This window comes from Reyranella sp. GW821-FHT12G01 (genome assembly GCF_058806575.1).
Genome location: NZ_JBXAPV010000003.1, coordinates 343,930 through 360,522 on the forward strand (window position 1 = coordinate 343,930; position 16,593 = coordinate 360,522).

Sequence of the window (16,593 nt, forward strand, 5' to 3'; positions counted from 1 at the left end):
GATCAGCGGCTTCCATCCTGCGCGATGTAACGGGGCCAGTCGTGCGAGGCGATCTGGTCGAGCGACGGCGTCGGCTGGCCGAGACGAAGCTGGTACATCCAGTAATTGGTGAGGACGCGCTGCACGAAGTCGCGCGTCTCGTGGAGCGGGATCGACTGGATATAGAGCAGCGGATCCTGCGAGGCGTTCAGCGAATTGTCCCAGCGCATCACGTTGCCCGGTCCGCCATTGTAGCCGGCGGTGGTGCGCACGAGATTGCCGTCGGTCTCGTTCAGCAGCATCGAGATATAGGCCTGCCCGAGCGATACGTTGACCGACGGATCCCACGGATTGGCGCCCGCGGTTTCCGGCGCATAGCGCGTCGAGACGGCGCGTGCGGTCGCCGGCATGAGCTGCATCAGGCCCATCGCGCCGACGACCGAGCGCGCCTTGGGATTGAATGCCGACTCCTGGCGCATGAAGGCATAGACCAGCGAGCGATCGACGCTCGAACCGCTGGAGGGCTGCCACGGCGGGATCGGATACATGCCGCCGTCATAGCCCTTGATGTTGTGACGCTGGTCCCAGTTGGCGTTGCCGACCTTCACCGCGAGCGCGGGCAGTTGCGCCTTGAGCGCCAGCGCCATCACCGCTTCGACGTATTTCGGATCGTTGTCGATCGAAGCGGCGAACAGCTCGCGCTCCGCCGCCGTCGTGGCGCCGAGTTGCAGCAGCGCGAGCGCGCGCCGGGCGGCACGATCGTCGCGCAGCATGTCGGCCCGCTTGCGGTCGAGCGGCGGCACTTCGAAGTCGGGCTGGATCTGCATGCCCAGCGCCTTCTGCGCGACCAGGCCATAGAAGGTGCGGCCATGCAGCGCCGCGCGCTTCAGGTAAGGCGCGTACTTCTGCGGATTGCCGGCCAGCAGGTTGGCGCGCGCCGCCCAGAACGAACCGGCGGACAAGGTCCACGACGAGGCCTGATCCGGCGAGGCATCGGCCACCAGCTCGAAGCGTCGCGCCGCCTCCGCCATGTTGCCGCGCGTGAACGCCGTCATCGCGGCATTCCAGTTGGCGTCGGGCGGCATGCTGGCTTCGACCGGGATCTGCACGCCGCGCTGCGGATCGGCTTCGAGCTGACGCGTGCGCAGGCGGCCGCGCCACAGCTCGACTTCCTGAGGTCCCAGAATCTCGCTCGACGATTTGCGATCGAGCAGCACGAAGGCGGCGTTGAAGCCGCCATCGTCGGCCATGCTCTGCAGACGCGAGCGCAGCTCGGCGGCGCGGCCGGCATCGGCGCCATTCACCGTGCGGGCAGCCGCGAAATTGGGCGAGCCCGGCGTCGAGCCCACAAAGGTCGCCGGCGTCAGTTCCGCGCCACCCGGCGTGCGCCGCGCCAGCGCCAGCTTGTAGATCGCGGGTGCATCGGGATTGTCGTTGTAGTCCTGCAGCCAGGCGGCGAGCTGCTCGTAACGGGCGGGATAGTTCGGGCTGAGCAGGCGCTGGGCACCGACGTAACCCATCAGGGTCTTGTCCGAAAGCTGGCGGATCTCGTCGTCGGCCTGCGCCCAGTTGCCGGATTGCTGCGCCTGGAAAATGCGGCGGTAGCGATCGCGCGTTTCATTATCCAGAACAGTCGGCAGGTCGGCGACGACTGCATTCTCATCGAGTTCGAGGACGGGCGGCGGCGGGACATAGACCGCAGCACGAGGGGCCGGGCGTCCCGTCGGTCGCGCGGCCGGTCGGGTCACGGCGGCCTTGGTCGTGGCGGGCTTGGTCGCCTGGGTCTGGACCGGCTTCTTGGCTGTCGTCTGCGCCGAAGCCTGGGTCGCCAACAGGGCGGCCGCCCCGAGCAGGACGGCGGAAAGGGTTGTTCGCATGGCGCACCGTAGTTTGACTCTAGCTGGGGCGACAAGGGCCGCTGTGCTTATACTGTGCCCAACGGAGGAACCAATGAGCCTGCATCAAGAGCGTGCCGCGGCCGTGCGGCGACTGATCGACGAAGCCCGCACGATCGAAAAGAGCGGCGTCACCTACGCCAACCTCGAGAAGATCGGCGGCCTTCTCTCGTCGCTCGCCAGCCGTGCCGATCTCTTCCCGCGGGAAGAGTTTCCGCTGGGCGCCGACGGTGGCATCTATCGCCTGAGCGAGGATCCCGACAACCGCTTCGCGCTCTACGCCTCGGCCGGCGGACCCGGCAAGAAAGTGCCGCCGCACAATCACACGACCTGGGCGATCATCGCGGGCGTCCATGGCGCCGAGCGCAACGTCGTCTACGAACGCCTCGACAATGGTGCGCAGGAAAACGTCGTGCAGCTGCGCGAGACGCCGTCGAAGGAAAAGACGCTGAAGCGCGGCGACGTGATCACCTTCCTGCCCGACGACTTCCATCACATCGAAACGCCGGTCGGCTCGGGCAACGCGCTGCATCTTCATTTCTACGGGCTCAGTCTGGAACATCTGCCCGACCGCCTGACCGTCGACATGAAGACCAGCGCCGCCAAGCGCTTCATGGCGAAGGCCAAGATCCTGACGCCGCTGCTCACGGTGCAGCAAGTGAAGGAGATGCTGAAGTCGGGCGAGATCTTCGCGTTCTTTGACGTGCGCGAGGAAGGCGAGTTCTCGACCCAGGGCCATCCGCTGTTCGCGACGCCGCTTCCCCTCTCGCGCCTGGAGCCGCGCGCGCTGGCGCTACTGCCCGATCCGAACATCCGCATCGTGCTGATGGACAGCGGCGAGGAAGGCCAGGATGCACAGTGGGCTGGCCGCGCCAATCGCGCCGCCGCAACGCTCAGCCGCCTGGGCTACACCAACCTCGCGGTCATGAGCGGTGGCCTGAAAGCGTGGCGCGACGCGGGTTACGAGGTCTTCACCGGCGTCAACGTCCCCAGCAAGGCGTTCGGCGAGATCGTCGAGCACGGCAACGACACGCCACGCATCGACGCCGCCGACGTGCAGAAGCTGATCGATTCCAAGGCCGACATGGTGATCCTCGATTCGCGGCCGCTGCCGGAATTCACCAACATGTCGATCCCCGGCGGCGTCGACTGCCCCGGCGCCGAGCTGGTCTATCGCGTGAAGGACTTCGTGACGCGGCCCGAGACGCTGGTCGTCGTCAATTGCGCCGGCCGCACGCGCTCGATCATCGGCGCGCAGTCGCTGATCAATGCCGGCCTGCCCAACAAGGTGATGGCGCTGAAGAACGGCACGATGGGCTGGCATCTGGCCGGCCTCAAGGTGGCGCGCGGCGAGACCAAGAGCTTCGGCCCGCAGGGACCGGAAGCCGCGAAGTTCGCTCAGGCGGCCGCAGCAAACATCGCGGGCAAGATGGGCATCCGGAAGATCGATGCGGCGGGCCTCGCCGCGCTCGAGAAGAAGGGCGGCCCGCTCTATCGCCTCGACGTCCGCGATCCCGCCGAATATGCGCAAGGCCATCTCAAGGGCTTCCGCCATGCTGCCGGCGGCCAGCTCGTGCAGGCGACCGATCAATATGTCGGTGCCCGCAACGCCACGATCGTGCTGCACGACAATGACGGCGTGCGCGCCACCATGACGGCGCACTGGCTGCTGCAGATGGGCTGGAACGAGACTTACGTTCTCGACCACAAGCCGGCCGCTTCCGAACTCACGACGGTTGCCGAGCCGCGCTACCCGGCCGGTTTCACCGTGCCGAAGGTCGCGACGGTGACGGCCGCCGAGCTGCAGAAGTCGCTGGCGACCACTTTGGTCGTCGACCTCGACACCAGCCTCAAGTATCGCGACGGCCATGTGCCGGGCGCCTGGTTCGCCAAGCGCGCCAATCTTGCGCGCACCCTGCCGGAAATGGCGGCCAAGCAAGCCGGCGCCACCCGGGTCGTGCTGGTCGCCCCGGACGCCGAGATCGGCGCGCTGGCCGCGGCCGAAATCGCCGACGCCACCGGAGGTCTGCCCGTCGCAGTTTTGACAGGCGGTATGAAATCCTGGCGCGAGGCCAGCCTTGCCGTCGAAACCGGCCATGTCCGCATGGCCGATCCGCCTACCGACGTCTGGTACCGCCCCTACGACTTCAAGGAGGACGTCGAGGCGGCCATGCGGCAGTACCTGGACTGGGAGGTCGACCTCGTCCCGCAGGTCGATCGCGACGGCGACGCCCGGTTCTCCGTCCTGAAGCGGTAGAACGGCGGAACGCTTGCATTTAAGGGGCTTGTCACATCGTCGCGTACGCTTGACACCCTCCGGGCCTGCCAATAGGTTCCGGCGCGTTTTTCATTGTGACCGCACCGTCTTGGCGCGGGCACGGTGGGAAGCCCGGAGCGGAGCATCCGGTTATGGCTGAGGACGATCGGAAAACGACCCCTGACGAGCTGGATCGGCGCCTGAAAGGTGTCCGGCAGGCCTACCAGGCGGGAACGGGACGGTCGTCAGGACCCGCAACGCGCGGCGCCGGAGGCGAAAAGCTGGGCGTCGGCATGCGGATCGCAGTCGAACTGGTGGCGGGCGTCGTTGCGGGGGCCTTTCTCGGCCTGATGGCTGACCGGTGGCTGGGGACGAAACCCTGGTTGCTGATCGTGGGGTTCGTACTGGGGTGCGGTGCGGCGTTCTTGAACGTCTACCGGGTTGCGCAGGCTGAAGAGCGGCGCAGCAAAGCAGCCCAGGATGAAAAGAAGAGCTGATTTGGGGATAGAGTAACGTGGCCAGCCCGCTCGAGCAGTTTGCTATCCAGGACTACACCGCCCCGCTGTTCAGCATCGGTGGCCATCATATCGCCGTTACCAACTCCGCCATCTTCATGATGGGCGCCGTCGTCCTCTCGTCGGGCCTGCTGCTCGCGGGCGCCGGCAAGGGCGCGATGATCCCGGGCCGCATCCAGGCGATGGCCGAACTCTTCTACGAGTTCATCGCCAACATGATCCGGGACAATGTCGGCAGCGGCGGCAAGAAATTCTTCCCGTTCATCTTCTCGCTCTTCATCTTCACGCTGTTCGGCAACATCCTCGGCATGCTGCCCTACGGCTACACCTTCACGTCCCAGATCGCCGTCACCTTCTTCATGGCGATGGTGGTGTTCCTCGGCGTGACGCTGATCGGCCTGTTCAAGCACGGCCTGCACTTCTTCTCCCTGTTCTTCCCGCACGGCGCGCCGCTGTTCACCGCGCCGATCCTGATCCCGATCGAGCTGGTCTCCTATCTGAGCCGCCCGATCAGCCTGTCGGTCCGACTGTTCGCCAACATGACGGTCGGCCACGTGCTGCTGAAGGTGCTGGCGGGCTTCGTCGTGGCGCTCGGCATCTTCGGTGTGGTGCCGCTGGTGGTCCTGGTCGCGATCACGGCGCTGGAGCTGCTGGTCGCGCTGCTGCAGGCCTACATCTTCACGATCCTCTGCTGCATTTACCTGAACGACGCGCTGCACCTGCACTAGGCGCCGCGCCCGTACTCATCGATCCATCACGTCAAAGCCAAGAGAAAACAGGAGATAGAAATGGACGCTTCAGCCGCCAAGTTCATCGGTGCAGGCCTCGCCGCCATCGGCATGATCGGCGCCGGCATCGGCGTGGGCAACGTCTGGGCGAGCTACATCACGGCTCTGTCGCGCAACCCGGCCTCGAAGGCCGAAATCGGCGCCAACATCTGGATCGGCTTCGCCGTCACCGAGGCCATCGCGCTGTTCGCGCTGATCGTCGCGCTGATCGCCCTCTTCGCCTGAGTTCGATCGTGCCCATTCAGGCACTCCGGACTTCGGTCGCCGCGGCAGCCCTGATCGGGCTGCCGTTTGCCGCGCAGGCGGCCGGCATGCCGCAGTTCGACCTCACGAGGTTCCCCACCCAGATCTTCTGGTTGGTGGTGTGCTTTGCCGTTCTTTATTTCCTCATGGCCAAGGCCGTCCTGCCGAAGATCGGCAAGACGATCGAAAGCCGCGAGCACAAGATCCAGGCAGACCTCGACGCGGCCCAAAAGGCCAACGACGCGGCCCGTGCCGCTGGTGTCGAGCAGGACAAGGCGCTTGCCGAAGCGCGCGGCCAGGCTTCCGGCCTGATCCGCGAGGCCTCGGAGGCCGCTGCGGCCGCGACCTCGGCGAAGTTGCACGAAGTCAGCGACCGGCTGGGTGCCGACATCGTCGCCGCCGAAAAGCGGATCGGCGAGCAGCGCACGCAGGCCCTCGCGGGTCTCACGACCATGTCGGGCGAGATCGCCACGGCAGTACTGGGCAAGCTGGGGGGATCGGCTGATCCCGCACAGGTCGCCCGTGCCGTCGACGAGGCAGCAAAGGCAGGCAAGCAATGATCGGTACCGCATGGGCTGCCGACGCACACGGCGGCGGCGGAGGCTTGTTCTCCGATCCGACGTTCTGGGTGGCCGTCGCTTTCGTCCTCTTCCTGGCCATCGCCGGCAAGCAGCTCGTCAAGGGAGTGACCAAGCTCCTTGACGACCGCACGGCGCTGATCGCCCGGACGCTGGGCGAGGCGGAGAAGCTCCGCAACGAAGCGCAGAAGGCGCGTGACGAGGCTCAGAAGAGCCTCACCGAGTCCGCCCAGCTCGCGCAGGATATCGTGACGCAGGCCAAGCAGGAGGCCGTGCGCCTCGCGCAGCATGCCGCGGAGGAGCGCGAGGCGATGATCGCCCGTCGCGAGCAGCAGGCCAAGGATCGCATTGCCCAGGCCGAGGTTCAGGCGACCAAGGAAGTGCGTAACACCGCCGTCGACGTGGCGCTCGCCGCGACCCGGGCGCTGCTGCGCGACCAGGTTGGCCAGGGCCGCACCACCGCGATGATCGACGAAGCCATCGCCGAACTGCCGCGCCGTCTGCACTGACTTTCAGAAACGTAGGGATCGCCCGCAAATAACAAGAGCGGGCAACCTGGTGCCCCCGCCGCAAGGCGGGGGCTTTTTCTTTGTCCACTTGCTGAGCTTGCCTCCCCATTCAAATGGGGAGGTGGCGGCGTCCTACGCCGACGGAGGGGTCATACGCGTTGAGACGCCCATGACCCCATCGCCCTCGTAAGACGAGGGCACTTCCCCTTTGCGGGCTCCGCAAAGGGGAAGAGTTCGCTACTTATTCCGCCGCCTGCTTCAGCGGATCGGTTCCCGGCGGATTGTTCGACGGCTTCCAGCGCAGCACCGGCTTGCGGGCGGCCAGCGTCTCGTCGAGACGGCGGCGCGGCGAGTAGAGCGGTGCGGCCTTGAAGTCCTCGGCCGCGGTGCCCGTCTTGGCCTTGGCCGTGAGCGAGCGCAGCGCGCCGATGAACTGGTCGAGGTCTTCCTTGGCCACGCTCTCGGTCGGCTCGATCAGCATCGCGCCATGCACCACCAGCGGGAAGTACATGGTCATCGGGTGATAGCCCTCGTCGATCATCGCCTTGGCGAAGTCGAGCGTGCTGACGCCCGTGTCTTTCAGGAAGCTGTCGTCGAACAGCGCCTCGTGCATGCACGGCCCCTCGAAGGCCGGGCTCATCACGTCCTTCAGGGCGGCCATCACGTAGTTGGCGTTGAGGACCGCGTCCTCGGCCACCTGCTTCAGGCCATCGGCGCCGTGGCTCATGATGTAGGCCAGCGCGCGCGTGAACATGCCCATCTGGCCATGGAAGGCTTTTAGCCGGCCGAGAGGCGTGCCCTCGACCTTGGCGCCGTCTTCCGCGACGCGCCACTTGTCGCCATCCTTCACGATCCACGGGTAGGGCGCGTAAGGCGCCAGCGCCGCCGACAACACCACCGGACCGGCACCCGGGCCGCCGCCGCCGTGCGGCGTCGAGAAGGTCTTGTGCAGGTTGATGTGCATGCAGTCGACGCCGAGGTCGCCCGGCCGCACGCGACCGACGATGGCGTTGAAGTTGGCGCCGTCACAGTAGAAGTAGGCGCCCGCCTCGTGCACGGCCTTGGAGATCTCGACGATCTCGCTCTCGAACAGGCCGCAGGTGTTGGGATTGGTCAGCATGATCGCCGCCACGTCGGGACCCAGCGCTGCCTTGAGGGCGGCGAGGTCGACGCGACCGCGATCGTTGGCCGGGATCGGCTTCACGACGAAGCCGAGCGCCGCTGCCGTGGCGGGATTGGTGCCGTGCGCCGATTCCGGCGCCAGCACGGTCTTGCGTTGCGCGCGCTCGCCCTTGGCCTCGAGGGCCGCGGCGATCGCCATCATGCCGCACATCTCGCCATGCGCGCCGGCGGCCGGCGACATCGCCACGGCCGGCATGCCGGTGAGCGTCTTCAGCCAGTGCGCCAGCCCGTCGATCAGCTCCAGCGCGCCCTGCACGGTCGAGACCGGCTGCAGCGGATGAAGATCGCCGATGCCGGGCAGGCGCGCGACCTTCTCGTTGATGCGGGGATTGTGCTTCATCGTGCACGAGCCCAGCGGGTAGACGCCCATGTCGATGGCGTAGTTCTTCTGGCTGAGACGCGTGAAGTGCTGCACCACCTGCGGCTCAGAGAGGCCGGGCAGGCCGATCGTGCCCTTGCGGCGCAGGCCGTTCAGCCGGTCCTTCACCTTCGGCGGTTCGGGCAAGTCGACGCCGCAGCGTCCGGCCTGGCCCATCTCGAAGATCAGCGGCTCCTCGATCTGGAGCGCGCGGTTGCCGGTGAAGGTGCCATGCGTGTTGACGGAGCCGGTGGCGACGCCACCCGCGCGTCCCTGGCTACGGTCGAGCGACTGTACCATCACAGCACCTCCTTCAGCGCGGCGACAAGCGGGTCCATGCCCGCCTCGGTCGCCGTCTCGGTCGCCGCCAGCAGCAGAAGGTTCGCGACCGAGGGATCGTTCGGGATCAGGCGCGACACGGGCAATCCGCCCAGGATGCGCTTGGCCGCCAGCGCCTCGACGACTTCGGCCGCCGGCTTGGGCAGCTTCACGGTGAACTCGTTGAAGAAGCTGTCGTTCACGACCGAGACGCCAGGCACGGCGCTGAGCTTGTCGGCAAGCTGCGAGGCCTTGGCGTGGTTGAGCTCGGCCAGCCGGGTGAAGCCCGCCTCGCCCAGCAAAGTGAGGTGCACCGTAAAGGCCAGCGCGCAGAGGCCGGCATTGGTGCAGATGTTGGACGTCGCCTTCTCGCGGCGGATGTGCTGCTCGCGGGTCGACAGCGTCAGCACGAAGCCGCGCTTGCCGTCGGCATCGACGGTCTCGCCGACGAGACGGCCCGGCATCTGGCGCATGTACTTGTCGCGGGTCGCGAACAGGCCGACGTAGGGACCGCCGAAGCCCAGACCGTTGCCGATCGACTGGCCCTCGCAGACCACGATGTCGGCGCCCATCTCGCCCGGCGGTGTCAGCAGTCCCAGCGACACGACTTCCGTCACCACGACGATCAGCAGCGCGCCGGCAGCGTGGCAGGCTTCCGCGAGCTTGGTGAAGTCACGGACGTGACCGAAGAAGCTCGGGTTCTGCACGACCACGCAGGACGTGTCGCGATCGACCGCCGCGATCAGGTCTTCGAGGCCCTCCGAGTCGGTCTTCGAGAGGGTGGCGGTAAAACCTTCCCACTTCGCCGTGGTCTCGATGATGCTGCGATACTGAGGATGCAGTCCGCCCGAGATCAGCGCCTTGTGGCGGCGCGTGATGCGGTTGGCCATCAGCACGGCTTCTGCCGTCCCGGTCGAGCCGTCGTACATCGAGGCGTTGGCGACCTCCATGCCGGTGAGCAGCGTGACCTGCGTCTGGAACTCGAACAGGTACTGCAGCGTGCCTTGCGTGATCTCCGGCTGGTACGGCGTGTACGAGGTCAGGAACTCGCCGCGCTGGATCATGTAGTCGACGGTCGCCGGCACATGATGGCGGTAGGCGCCGGCGCCGATGAAGAACGGCGTGCTCGCGGGCGAGAGGTTCTTCGCCGCGAAGCCCTGGAAGGCGCGTTCGACTTCGAGCTCGCCCTGGTGATCGGGCAGGCCGCCGACCTTGGCCGCCAGCCGCGCCGAGGCCGGCACGTCCCGGAACAGCTCGTCGACCGACTTGGCGCCGATCACGCTCAGCATCTCGCGGCGATCGGCCTCGGTGAGGGGAAGATAACGCATCGAGGGCTCCGCTTTAGCCGAGGCTCTTCACGAAGGCGTCGTAGGCCGCCTCGTCCATCAGGCCGGCGAGTTCGCCCTTGTCGGAGAGCTTCATCTTGAAGAACCAGCCCTTGCCGGTCGGCTCGGCGTTCACGTCGCCCGGCGTCTCGGCAAGTGCTGCATTGCTCTCGACCACTTCGCCGGTAGCCGGCGCGTAGATGTCGGAGGCGGCCTTCACCGATTCGACCACGGCGACGGACTCGCCCTTCGTGATCTTGCGGCCGGCGGCGGGGACGTCGACGAACACGACGTCGCCGAGCTGCTCCTGCGCGTATTGCGTGATGCCGATCGTGCCGACGTCACCCTCGACGCGGATCCACTCATGCTCTTCGGTGTACTTGGTCTCGGCCATCTTGCTCTCCTATCCGCGGTAGTAGGCGTGTTTGACGAAAGGCATAGCGACGATCTCGGCAGGCACGGGCTTGCCGCGCACCATGAGATCGACCTTGGTTCCATTGGCTGACTGGCTGCGCTCGACGTAGCCCATGGCGATGGCGCGACCCATGGTCGGCGCGAAGCCGCCCGAGGTGACGATGCCGACGGTCTTGCCGCCGATCACGATCTCCGCGCCCTCGCGCGCGATCGCCTTGCCTTCCGGCAGCAGGCCGACCCGCTTGCGCGTGGAGCCCTCGGCGATCTGCTTCTGGACGACCGCGGCGCCCGGGAAGCCGCCCTGCACGCGGCGCTCCTTGCCGACGCTCCACAGCAGCACCGCTTCGACCGGCGTCGTGGTCGTGTCGATGTCGTGGCCGTAGAGGCAGAGCCCGGCCTCGAGCCGCAGCGAATCGCGCGCGCCGAGTCCGATCGGCTTCACTTCCGGATTGGCCAGCAGCTTGCGCGCGATGGCGTCGGTCTGATCGGCCGGCGTCGAGATCTCGTAGCCGTCGCCGCCGGTGTAGCCCGAGCGCGTGACGTAGCAGCGCGCGCCGTCGATCACGACATAGGCGCCGGTCATGAACTTCATGGTGGCGACCTGCGGCACCAGCCGCGACAGCACGGCGGAGGCCTGCGGTCCCTGCAGCGCCAGGAGACCGCGCGAAAACATTGGCTCGATCTCGCAGGTGGCAGAGAGATGCTTCTGCATGTGCGCGAGGTCGGCATCCTTGCAGGCGGCGTTGATGACGACGAGCAAGTGATCGCCCGTGCTGGTCACCATCAGATCGTCGAGGATGCCGCCGGCATCGTTGGTGAACTGGGTGTAGCGCTGCTGACCGGGCTGCAGGCCCGTGATGTCGCCGGGCACCAGCGTTTCCATCGCCTTCGCCGCGTTCTGGCCGGGCTTCGCGGTGAGCCGTACCTGGCCCATGTGCGAGACGTCGAACAGGCCGCAGGCGGTGCGGGTGTGATTGTGCTCGACCAGGATGCCGGTCGGATACTGGACCGGCATTTCGTAGCCGGCGAACGGCACCAGACGCGCGCCCAGCTCGCGATGGAGATCGTAAAGCGGCGTGCGCTTCAGGGGGCCGGCGGGAGTTTCGGTCAAAACAGTCTCCGTCAAAGGTCGCGTTCGACGCGACCGGAGTCGCGCTGTCACGACGCATGAAATGCGCCGTTCGCGACCCCCTCTGTCCGGAGACCTGAAAGATTCGCCGGGAGCCTCTCAAAAGAGGGCCGGCTTACTTCGTCGGTGGGCCTGCGCCGAATGAGGCGCCTGCCGCTTTCCAGAGACCCATTCCCCTGCGGTCCGTTTGCCTGAGAGTTTCCGGGGCCGGTTGCTCCTTCGGCGCCATCCTTGCGGATGGGCTCTCCCACAGGGTTCGTCTGGGTGAACCGACCATAGGCAGGCCCCTCCTTTCCGTCCACGCACAAAGGGCGAAATCGCCTCCGAATCGCGGGGAAAAGCCGCCAAAACCAACGATTTAATATTTCCCTTGAAATTGAGTGATTGCTCACTTAATTTGTGAGCACTTACTCACCTTAAGGAGGTTGGTATGTTCATCCGCCGGTCGTTCGACGAATTCCTCAAGCTCCAGAGCGACGCGCCCCCGGCACCGGCCGCATCCCGGGACTGGGTCATCGATTGGCGCTGGCTGTATGCGTCCGAAGCAGAGGGCGTCTCTTTTCCGAGTGAGCGCTCCCTCATAGACTGCGGGGCATGGGCAAAGCCGAAGACACCAAGGCCCGCGTAGAGCGCGCCGCACTCACCCTGTTCGTGGCGCGCGGCGTTGCGGAGACCACGACCCGGGAGATCGCCATGGCGGCGTCGATCGCCGAGGGCACGATCTACCGCTACTTCCCCAGCAAGGAGCAGCTCGCCCTCGACATCTTCCTCGGCCACCACCGTGCGCTGGCCGAGGCGCTGGCCCAGGCGCACCAGCCCGCCCCGGGCTTGCGTGAGAAGATCGACGCCATCGTGCGTTGTTATTGCGAATGGGCGGACAGGGACTGGTCCCTGTTCGCCTACCATTTGCTGACCCAGCACCTGTTCCTGGCGATGGTGCCCGACGGCACGCCCAATCCGGTCGACGTCGTGCGCGAGGTCATCGCCAGCGCCATGGTCGCGGGCGAGATTCCCGCGCGTGACCCCGACCTCGCCGCGGCCTCGGCGATCGGCACCGTGATGCAGCCCGCGACCTACAAGGTCTACGGCCGCTTCGAAGGCCCCCTCTCCGACCACGTGACCTTCTTCGCCAATGCCGCGTGGGCAGTGCTGGCGGCGTCGGAAAGCGCCTAGCCGGTCGCAATATCGAAGGTGGTGAGACGATCCGGATCGGCCACCACTTCGATCTCCGCGATCCGGTCTCCGACCACGATCGGCAGCAGGACCAGCAGCAGCCGGCCCTTCGGCGCCACGACCACGCCGATGCGGCCATCGATAAGTGCGCTGCGCGCGAGCTGTGCCCGTCCCTTGAAGAACTGTGCGACGGGCGTGGCGCCGCGTGTCTCGGCCTTGTCGCCGAGGGCGACCGCCGCCGCGTCGGCGCGCAGCACGACGTCGGGATCGAGCAGCGTTAAAAGCCCCTCGAAATCGCCGCCGCGTGAGGCCGCCAGGAAGGCATCGACCACGCCGCGCTGACGCGCGAGTTCGGCTTCGGGAATCGCGGGCGCACCCTGGATACGGCGCCGTGCACGGCTGGCGAGCTGCCGCGTCGCTTCCGGCGTGCGGCCGACGACCGAGGCGATCTCGTCGAAGGAAATGTCGAACATGTCGTGCAGCACGAAGGCCACGCGCTCGGCCGGCGTCAGCGCCTGCAGCACCACGAGCATTGCGAGGCCCACCGAATCGGCCAGCAAGGCTTCCTGCTCGGGCTCGAAGCCGCCGGCTTCTTGCGTCGCGGGCGCATCCGGCGACTCGTCGGGCGTCTCCTCGCGCCGCGATTTGCGCGACCGCAGCATGTCGAGGCAGATGCGCGCGGTGACCGTCGTCAGCCAGCCGCCGAGATTGTCGACGTCGCCGGTGTCGCTGCGGCTGAGCCGCAGCCAGGCCTCCTGCACCGCATCCTCGGCCTCGGCGGCCGAGCCCAGCATCCGGTAGGCCACGCGCCGCAGGTGCGGCCGGTTGGCCTCGAAGCGCTCGGCCAGAAATTTCTGCTCGTCCATCGTCACATTCTCCCGTCGCGATCCGTCAATGCAATGACGGCCCGAACACGGCCGGTGTGACATCGAAGGAGAGAAATCATGCAGCCAAGAATGAAGAACCCGGCCCTGGTCCTGCCCGAGGCGATGAAGGCCCTGCTGGCGCTGGGGTCGATCGCCCACAAGGCCGGTGTCCCTCAGACCACGCTCTACATGGTCCATCTGCGGGCCAGCCAGATCAACGGCTGCAGCCTTTGCGTGGCCATGCACTCGCGCGAACTGAAGAAGGCGGGCGAGAGCGACGACCGGATCTATGCCGTCGCCGCCTGGCGCGAAGCCCCGTGGTTCACCGATGCCGAGCGCGCGGCGCTCGCCCTCACCGAAGCCACGACGCGCCTTGCCGACAAGGAAGACGCCGTTCCCGATCATGTCTGGGAGGAGGCCCGCCGCCACTATGACGAGACGGCGATCTCTGGCCTGCTGCTCGCGATCGCCAGCATCAACGTGTGGAACCGGCTGAACGCTGCGACCCGCCAGGTCGCCGGTTCGTTCGGCTGAGATCGCGGCTCAAGCCGCGACGTAGACGAAGGCTTCGAGGCCGGACTTCAGGCGCACCGCGACGCGCTTGTAGTCCGAGACCTCGTAGGTGTCGGCGGCGGCAAGCTCGGCGGGCGTGATCTTCAACACGACGCCGGGCACCTCGTCGCTCGCACGGCCAGAGGGTTGCGCGATCAGATGATGGGTCTTGCCGCTGGTCTTCACGACCTCGGCGTCCTTGATCTCCAGCAGCGAGGTCGCGTAGCCCGGCAAGGCATCGACACGGCCCTCGAGCCGTCGCCCGAAGGTCGCAAGCTGCACGTCTTCCTGCTGCAGCGTGCCGTAGGAGAAGAGCCAGACGTCGGCCGTCGTCACGTCGCTATCAGCCCTCGCGGGCGAGCGCGGTGAAGGCTTCGACGAAGGCTTCGCGCGGGCCGCCGACACCGGTCTCGTTGAAGATGTCGGCGGTCAGTGACTTCACGGCGTTCTCGTCGATGCGCACGCCGTTGTTCTCGAGGAAGCCGCGTGCAGCCTTCACGGCCTCGTCCATCGCGCCGCCGCGCTTGTAGAGCTGGTAGTAGTCGGGATGGCCGCCGCGGCCGAGCGCCTCGGCCAGCACGTCGGTGAAGTTCACGACCTTGAGCGACGGATAGATCGCCTCGGCGCCGGACAGCGCGCGATGGCAGGAATGATACATGGTGACGATCGTGTCGGCGCCGGCATCAACCGCGCCCATCACCAGGTCGCGGTGGATCGCCTGTTCACGCGCCTTGAACTTCGCGGCCTGGCCGCCGCAGGCATATGAGAAGCCGGAATCCTGCGGCAGCTCGACCAGTTCGAGGTTCGGCACCGCGCGCAGCAGGTTGCGGATGCTCTCGACCGTGGCGCCGATGCCCTGGTGTTCGTGGATCACGACGCGGCGCTTGGGCTGCTCGGCCTTGAAGCGCACCTTCAGCGCGTCGAGGTTGGCGGCAAGGAACTCGCTCACGTGACCGAGGTCGAACGAGGGCTCCTCGACGTCCTTCTCCAGCTCGTCGAAATTCTTGGTGCAGGTCGGGCACCAGGTCAGCACCTTCGAGGCGCCGGACTGGCCGAAACGCTGGAAGGTGCGATGGCCCACGCGCTCGTAGGTCGCCAGATCGGCTTCCTGGAACTGGTAGACACCGCAGCAATGTGCGGTGCCACCGACCACGTCGAAGTCGAACTCCAGCGCGTCGAGGATGTCCATGACGTTCAGCACGATGTGCGGCGTGCGCAGCACGTTGCAGCCCGTATAGAAAAGAACGTCGGCGGTGCGCCGCTCGGCCGGCGCCAGGATCTTCTTCAGCGTCTCGGACGGCAGCTGCATGCTGGCCAGCAGCCGCACCGCCTGCGCCATGTGGCGGAAGCGGCCGGCCGCGTTGGTCGCGCCTTCCTGAACCGGACGCGTCGCCTGCAGCGACTTCATCTTGGCGATGGTCACCCACTGGCGGACGTTGATGTCCTCGGGGCACGCCGCGGTGCACTGCGCACTGCCGTCACAGGCATTCAGCCACTTGTCGAGCAACGGTGCGGCGCCGCCGCCGTCACGCGTGAGCGAGACGAGTTCGCCGACACGCTGCACGGCCTGGCCCATGTCGAGCCCGCTCTCGCGCGCCGTCGGGCAGGCCTCGAAGCACTTGCCGCAGGTCGTACAACGATCGGCCGCTTCGGCGGCCAATGCTTCGAGCCTGTCGGCATAGGCGCTCATCAGCGTGCGCTCTGCCGCCGATTGTACTCGAGCTCTTCCTGCGTCGGCTTGAGGCCGACAGCGATGCGATAGGCGCCGAGCTCGGAGATCTGGTTGAACGGCAGGGTGAGCGTCAGCTCTTCCTGCGACTGGCCGCGCGGGTTGCTGCCCGACAGCCGGAAGTCGGCGGTGAAGTCTTGGCCCTGGACGACCTGGTTCGTCCCGCCCAGCACGCGCACGAAGTACGGCACGCGCACCGCACCCGCGGTGACCGCGGGACCGGCGCTGACCGCGACGCGCATGACCAGGGTCACTTCCATCTGGTTGCGCCGCAGGTTGCACTTGGTGCCGACGCCGTTCAGCGCCGCTTCATATTCGACGTCGCGCGGATCGCGCCCTGCCCCATCCTTGAAATGGGTGAGCCGGCCGGCGTCCTGCACCGTGAACGGCGGCGGACAATAGATGCTGGCCGCGTCGTCGTCCTTGCTGCCGCCGCAGGCGGTGAGAAGAAGCGCCAGCGCGACAGGCGCGGCGCGGAAATACATGTTCAGGGTCATGCCAATGTCTTGTGTGAGCCGTCGCAGAGGGGCTTCTTGGAGGAGTGCTTGCAGGTGCAGAACCAGTAGTCCCCGGCCTTTTCGACGGAATACTTCATCGGCGCAAGACCGGTGCCCTTGTGGCTGCCGTCGCAAAAGGGCTGCGACTTGCTCAAGCCGCATGCGCACCACCAGTAGTCCTTGCCCGCCTCCAGCGCCACTTTCGCAGGCGCCTTGGCCGCGACAACCGGCTCGGTCATGTTGCTTTCCCCGTTGCGGCGGCTTTGTTACGGTGCCGCGCCAAATC

18 protein-coding genes and 2 riboswitches are annotated in these 16,593 nt (G+C 66.8%); of the genes, 8 read left to right on the top strand and 10 right to left on the bottom strand.

Features of this window, described 5'->3' with window-relative positions:
- Window positions 1–2: 2 nt before the first annotated feature.
- Window positions 3–1,856: a transglycosylase SLT domain-containing protein gene (locus tag AC1RP5_RS26725; RefSeq protein WP_493115842.1), complete on the bottom strand. Its 1,854-nt coding sequence runs from the start codon at window positions 1,854–1,856 to the stop codon at window positions 3–5.
- 73 nt (window positions 1,857–1,929) lie between these two features.
- Between AC1RP5_RS26725 and AC1RP5_RS26730 the strand changes: the two genes are divergently transcribed.
- From AC1RP5_RS26730 to AC1RP5_RS26755, 6 genes are all read left to right on the top strand, one after another.
- Window positions 1,930–4,131 (top strand): rhodanese-like domain-containing protein, encoded by a 2,202-nt coding sequence (locus tag AC1RP5_RS26730; protein WP_493115843.1) that lies wholly within the window; start codon window positions 1,930–1,932, stop codon window positions 4,129–4,131.
- Between the two features lie 152 nt (window positions 4,132–4,283).
- On the top strand, window positions 4,284–4,628 hold the full coding sequence (locus tag AC1RP5_RS26735) for an AtpZ/AtpI family protein (RefSeq protein ID WP_493115844.1): 345 nt from the start codon (window positions 4,284–4,286) through the stop codon (window positions 4,626–4,628).
- Window positions 4,629–4,645: 17 nt separating this feature from the next.
- On the top strand, window positions 4,646–5,374 hold the full coding sequence (locus tag AC1RP5_RS26740; RefSeq protein ID WP_493115845.1) for a F0F1 ATP synthase subunit A: 729 nt from the start codon (window positions 4,646–4,648) through the stop codon (window positions 5,372–5,374).
- 60 nt (window positions 5,375–5,434) lie between these two features.
- The gene (locus AC1RP5_RS26745; protein WP_020698011.1) at window positions 5,435–5,659 is read left to right on the top strand and encodes a F0F1 ATP synthase subunit C; all 225 of its coding nucleotides are present in this window, start codon (window positions 5,435–5,437) and stop codon (window positions 5,657–5,659) included.
- Window positions 5,660–5,745: 86 nt separating this feature from the next.
- Window positions 5,746–6,237: a F0F1 ATP synthase subunit B family protein gene (locus AC1RP5_RS26750; RefSeq protein WP_493115846.1), complete on the top strand. Its 492-nt coding sequence runs from the start codon at window positions 5,746–5,748 to the stop codon at window positions 6,235–6,237.
- Complete coding sequence (locus AC1RP5_RS26755) at window positions 6,234–6,764, top strand: F0F1 ATP synthase subunit B family protein (RefSeq protein WP_493115847.1); 531 nt, start codon at window positions 6,234–6,236, stop codon at window positions 6,762–6,764. Before AC1RP5_RS26750 ends, AC1RP5_RS26755 begins: the two co-directional genes overlap by 4 nt.
- A gap of 241 nt (window positions 6,765–7,005) precedes the next feature.
- Here AC1RP5_RS26755 and gcvPB read toward each other — a convergent pair whose 3' ends face one another.
- The 4 genes from gcvPB to gcvT are packed head-to-tail and all read right to left on the bottom strand — an operon-like array spanning window position 7,006 to window position 11,472.
- Window positions 7,006–8,604 carry an aminomethyl-transferring glycine dehydrogenase subunit GcvPB gene (gcvPB, locus tag AC1RP5_RS26760; protein WP_493115848.1) on the bottom strand — a complete coding sequence of 533 codons (1,599 nt, stop codon included), beginning with the start codon at window positions 8,602–8,604 and terminating at the stop codon, window positions 7,006–7,008.
- Entirely contained in the window at window positions 8,604–9,950 is a 1,347-nt protein-coding gene (gene gcvPA / locus AC1RP5_RS26765) for an aminomethyl-transferring glycine dehydrogenase subunit GcvPA (protein WP_493115849.1), read from the bottom strand. The genes gcvPB and gcvPA overlap by 1 nt, the downstream gene beginning before the upstream one ends.
- A 13-nt stretch (window positions 9,951–9,963) precedes the next feature.
- Window positions 9,964–10,341, bottom strand: a complete 378-nt coding sequence (gene gcvH, locus AC1RP5_RS26770; RefSeq protein ID WP_493115850.1) for a glycine cleavage system protein GcvH — start codon at window positions 10,339–10,341, stop codon at window positions 9,964–9,966.
- A 9-nt stretch (window positions 10,342–10,350) separates the two neighbouring features.
- Window positions 10,351–11,472 carry a glycine cleavage system aminomethyltransferase GcvT gene (gene gcvT, locus AC1RP5_RS26775; protein ID WP_493115852.1) on the bottom strand — a complete coding sequence of 374 codons (1,122 nt, stop codon included), beginning with the start codon at window positions 11,470–11,472 and terminating at the stop codon, window positions 10,351–10,353.
- An 80-nt stretch (window positions 11,473–11,552) separates the two neighbouring features.
- A riboswitch (glycine riboswitch) is annotated at window positions 11,553–11,656 on the bottom strand.
- A gap of 3 nt (window positions 11,657–11,659) precedes the next feature.
- A riboswitch (glycine riboswitch) is annotated at window positions 11,660–11,750 on the bottom strand.
- A gap of 334 nt (window positions 11,751–12,084) precedes the next feature.
- On the opposite strand from gcvT, the gene AC1RP5_RS26780 reads away from it, so the two are divergent.
- The gene (locus tag AC1RP5_RS26780) at window positions 12,085–12,663 is read left to right on the top strand and encodes a TetR/AcrR family transcriptional regulator (protein ID WP_493115853.1); all 579 of its coding nucleotides are present in this window, start codon (window positions 12,085–12,087) and stop codon (window positions 12,661–12,663) included.
- Here the strand turns inward: AC1RP5_RS26780 and AC1RP5_RS26785 are convergent.
- Window positions 12,660–13,529, bottom strand: a complete 870-nt coding sequence (locus AC1RP5_RS26785) for a sigma-70 family RNA polymerase sigma factor (protein WP_493115854.1) — start codon at window positions 13,527–13,529, stop codon at window positions 12,660–12,662. The two genes, AC1RP5_RS26780 and AC1RP5_RS26785, sit on opposite strands and share 4 nt — an antisense overlap.
- A 78-nt stretch (window positions 13,530–13,607) precedes the next feature.
- On the opposite strand from AC1RP5_RS26785, the gene AC1RP5_RS26790 reads away from it, so the two are divergent.
- Window positions 13,608–14,063: a carboxymuconolactone decarboxylase family protein gene (locus AC1RP5_RS26790; RefSeq protein WP_493115855.1), complete on the top strand. Its 456-nt coding sequence runs from the start codon at window positions 13,608–13,610 to the stop codon at window positions 14,061–14,063.
- A gap of 9 nt (window positions 14,064–14,072) precedes the next feature.
- Here AC1RP5_RS26790 and AC1RP5_RS26795 read toward each other — a convergent pair whose 3' ends face one another.
- From AC1RP5_RS26795 to AC1RP5_RS26810, 4 genes are read right to left on the bottom strand one after another with little or no spacing between them, the layout of a single operon-like run.
- Window positions 14,073–14,417 (bottom strand): gamma-glutamylcyclotransferase family protein, encoded by a 345-nt coding sequence (locus tag AC1RP5_RS26795; protein ID WP_493115856.1) that lies wholly within the window; start codon window positions 14,415–14,417, stop codon window positions 14,073–14,075.
- A gap of 7 nt (window positions 14,418–14,424) precedes the next feature.
- The gene (locus AC1RP5_RS26800) at window positions 14,425–15,771 is read right to left on the bottom strand and encodes a (Fe-S)-binding protein (RefSeq protein WP_493115857.1); all 1,347 of its coding nucleotides are present in this window, start codon (window positions 15,769–15,771) and stop codon (window positions 14,425–14,427) included.
- A complete protein-coding gene (locus AC1RP5_RS26805; RefSeq protein WP_493115858.1) occupies window positions 15,771–16,307 on the bottom strand; it encodes a hypothetical protein in 537 nt (178 codons plus the stop codon). Before AC1RP5_RS26805 ends, AC1RP5_RS26800 begins: the two co-directional genes overlap by 1 nt.
- Window positions 16,304–16,546 (bottom strand): CDGSH iron-sulfur domain-containing protein, encoded by a 243-nt coding sequence (locus AC1RP5_RS26810; protein ID WP_493115859.1) that lies wholly within the window; start codon window positions 16,544–16,546, stop codon window positions 16,304–16,306. Before AC1RP5_RS26810 ends, AC1RP5_RS26805 begins: the two co-directional genes overlap by 4 nt.
- Window positions 16,547–16,593 lie beyond the last annotated feature (47 nt).

What these genes read in the sequence shown, in the direction of transcription:
- AC1RP5_RS26725 (WP_493115842.1), bottom strand. Translation starts at nt 1,856, where the DNA reads ATGCGAACAACCCTTTCCGCCGTCCTGCTCGGGGCGGCCGCCCTGTTG.
- AC1RP5_RS26730 (WP_493115843.1), top strand. Translation starts at nt 1,930, where the DNA reads ATGAGCCTGCATCAAGAGCGTGCCGCGGCCGTGCGGCGACTGATCGAC.
- AC1RP5_RS26735 (WP_493115844.1), top strand. Translation starts at nt 4,284, where the DNA reads ATGGCTGAGGACGATCGGAAAACGACCCCTGACGAGCTGGATCGGCGC.
- AC1RP5_RS26745 (WP_020698011.1), top strand. Translation starts at nt 5,435, where the DNA reads ATGGACGCTTCAGCCGCCAAGTTCATCGGTGCAGGCCTCGCCGCCATC.
- AC1RP5_RS26750 (WP_493115846.1), top strand. Translation starts at nt 5,746, where the DNA reads ATGCCGCAGTTCGACCTCACGAGGTTCCCCACCCAGATCTTCTGGTTG.
- AC1RP5_RS26755 (WP_493115847.1), top strand. Translation starts at nt 6,234, where the DNA reads ATGATCGGTACCGCATGGGCTGCCGACGCACACGGCGGCGGCGGAGGC.
- gcvPB (WP_493115848.1), bottom strand. Translation starts at nt 8,604, where the DNA reads ATGGTACAGTCGCTCGACCGTAGCCAGGGACGCGCGGGTGGCGTCGCC.
- gcvPA (WP_493115849.1), bottom strand. Translation starts at nt 9,950, where the DNA reads ATGCGTTATCTTCCCCTCACCGAGGCCGATCGCCGCGAGATGCTGAGC.
- gcvH (WP_493115850.1), bottom strand. Translation starts at nt 10,341, where the DNA reads ATGGCCGAGACCAAGTACACCGAAGAGCATGAGTGGATCCGCGTCGAG.
- AC1RP5_RS26780 (WP_493115853.1), top strand. Translation starts at nt 12,085, where the DNA reads ATGGGCAAAGCCGAAGACACCAAGGCCCGCGTAGAGCGCGCCGCACTC.
- AC1RP5_RS26785 (WP_493115854.1), bottom strand. Translation starts at nt 13,529, where the DNA reads ATGGACGAGCAGAAATTTCTGGCCGAGCGCTTCGAGGCCAACCGGCCG.
- AC1RP5_RS26790 (WP_493115855.1), top strand. Translation starts at nt 13,608, where the DNA reads ATGCAGCCAAGAATGAAGAACCCGGCCCTGGTCCTGCCCGAGGCGATG.
- AC1RP5_RS26800 (WP_493115857.1), bottom strand. Translation starts at nt 15,771, where the DNA reads ATGAGCGCCTATGCCGACAGGCTCGAAGCATTGGCCGCCGAAGCGGCC.
- AC1RP5_RS26805 (WP_493115858.1), bottom strand. Translation starts at nt 16,307, where the DNA reads ATGACCCTGAACATGTATTTCCGCGCCGCGCCTGTCGCGCTGGCGCTT.
- AC1RP5_RS26810 (WP_493115859.1), bottom strand. Translation starts at nt 16,546, where the DNA reads ATGACCGAGCCGGTTGTCGCGGCCAAGGCGCCTGCGAAAGTGGCGCTG.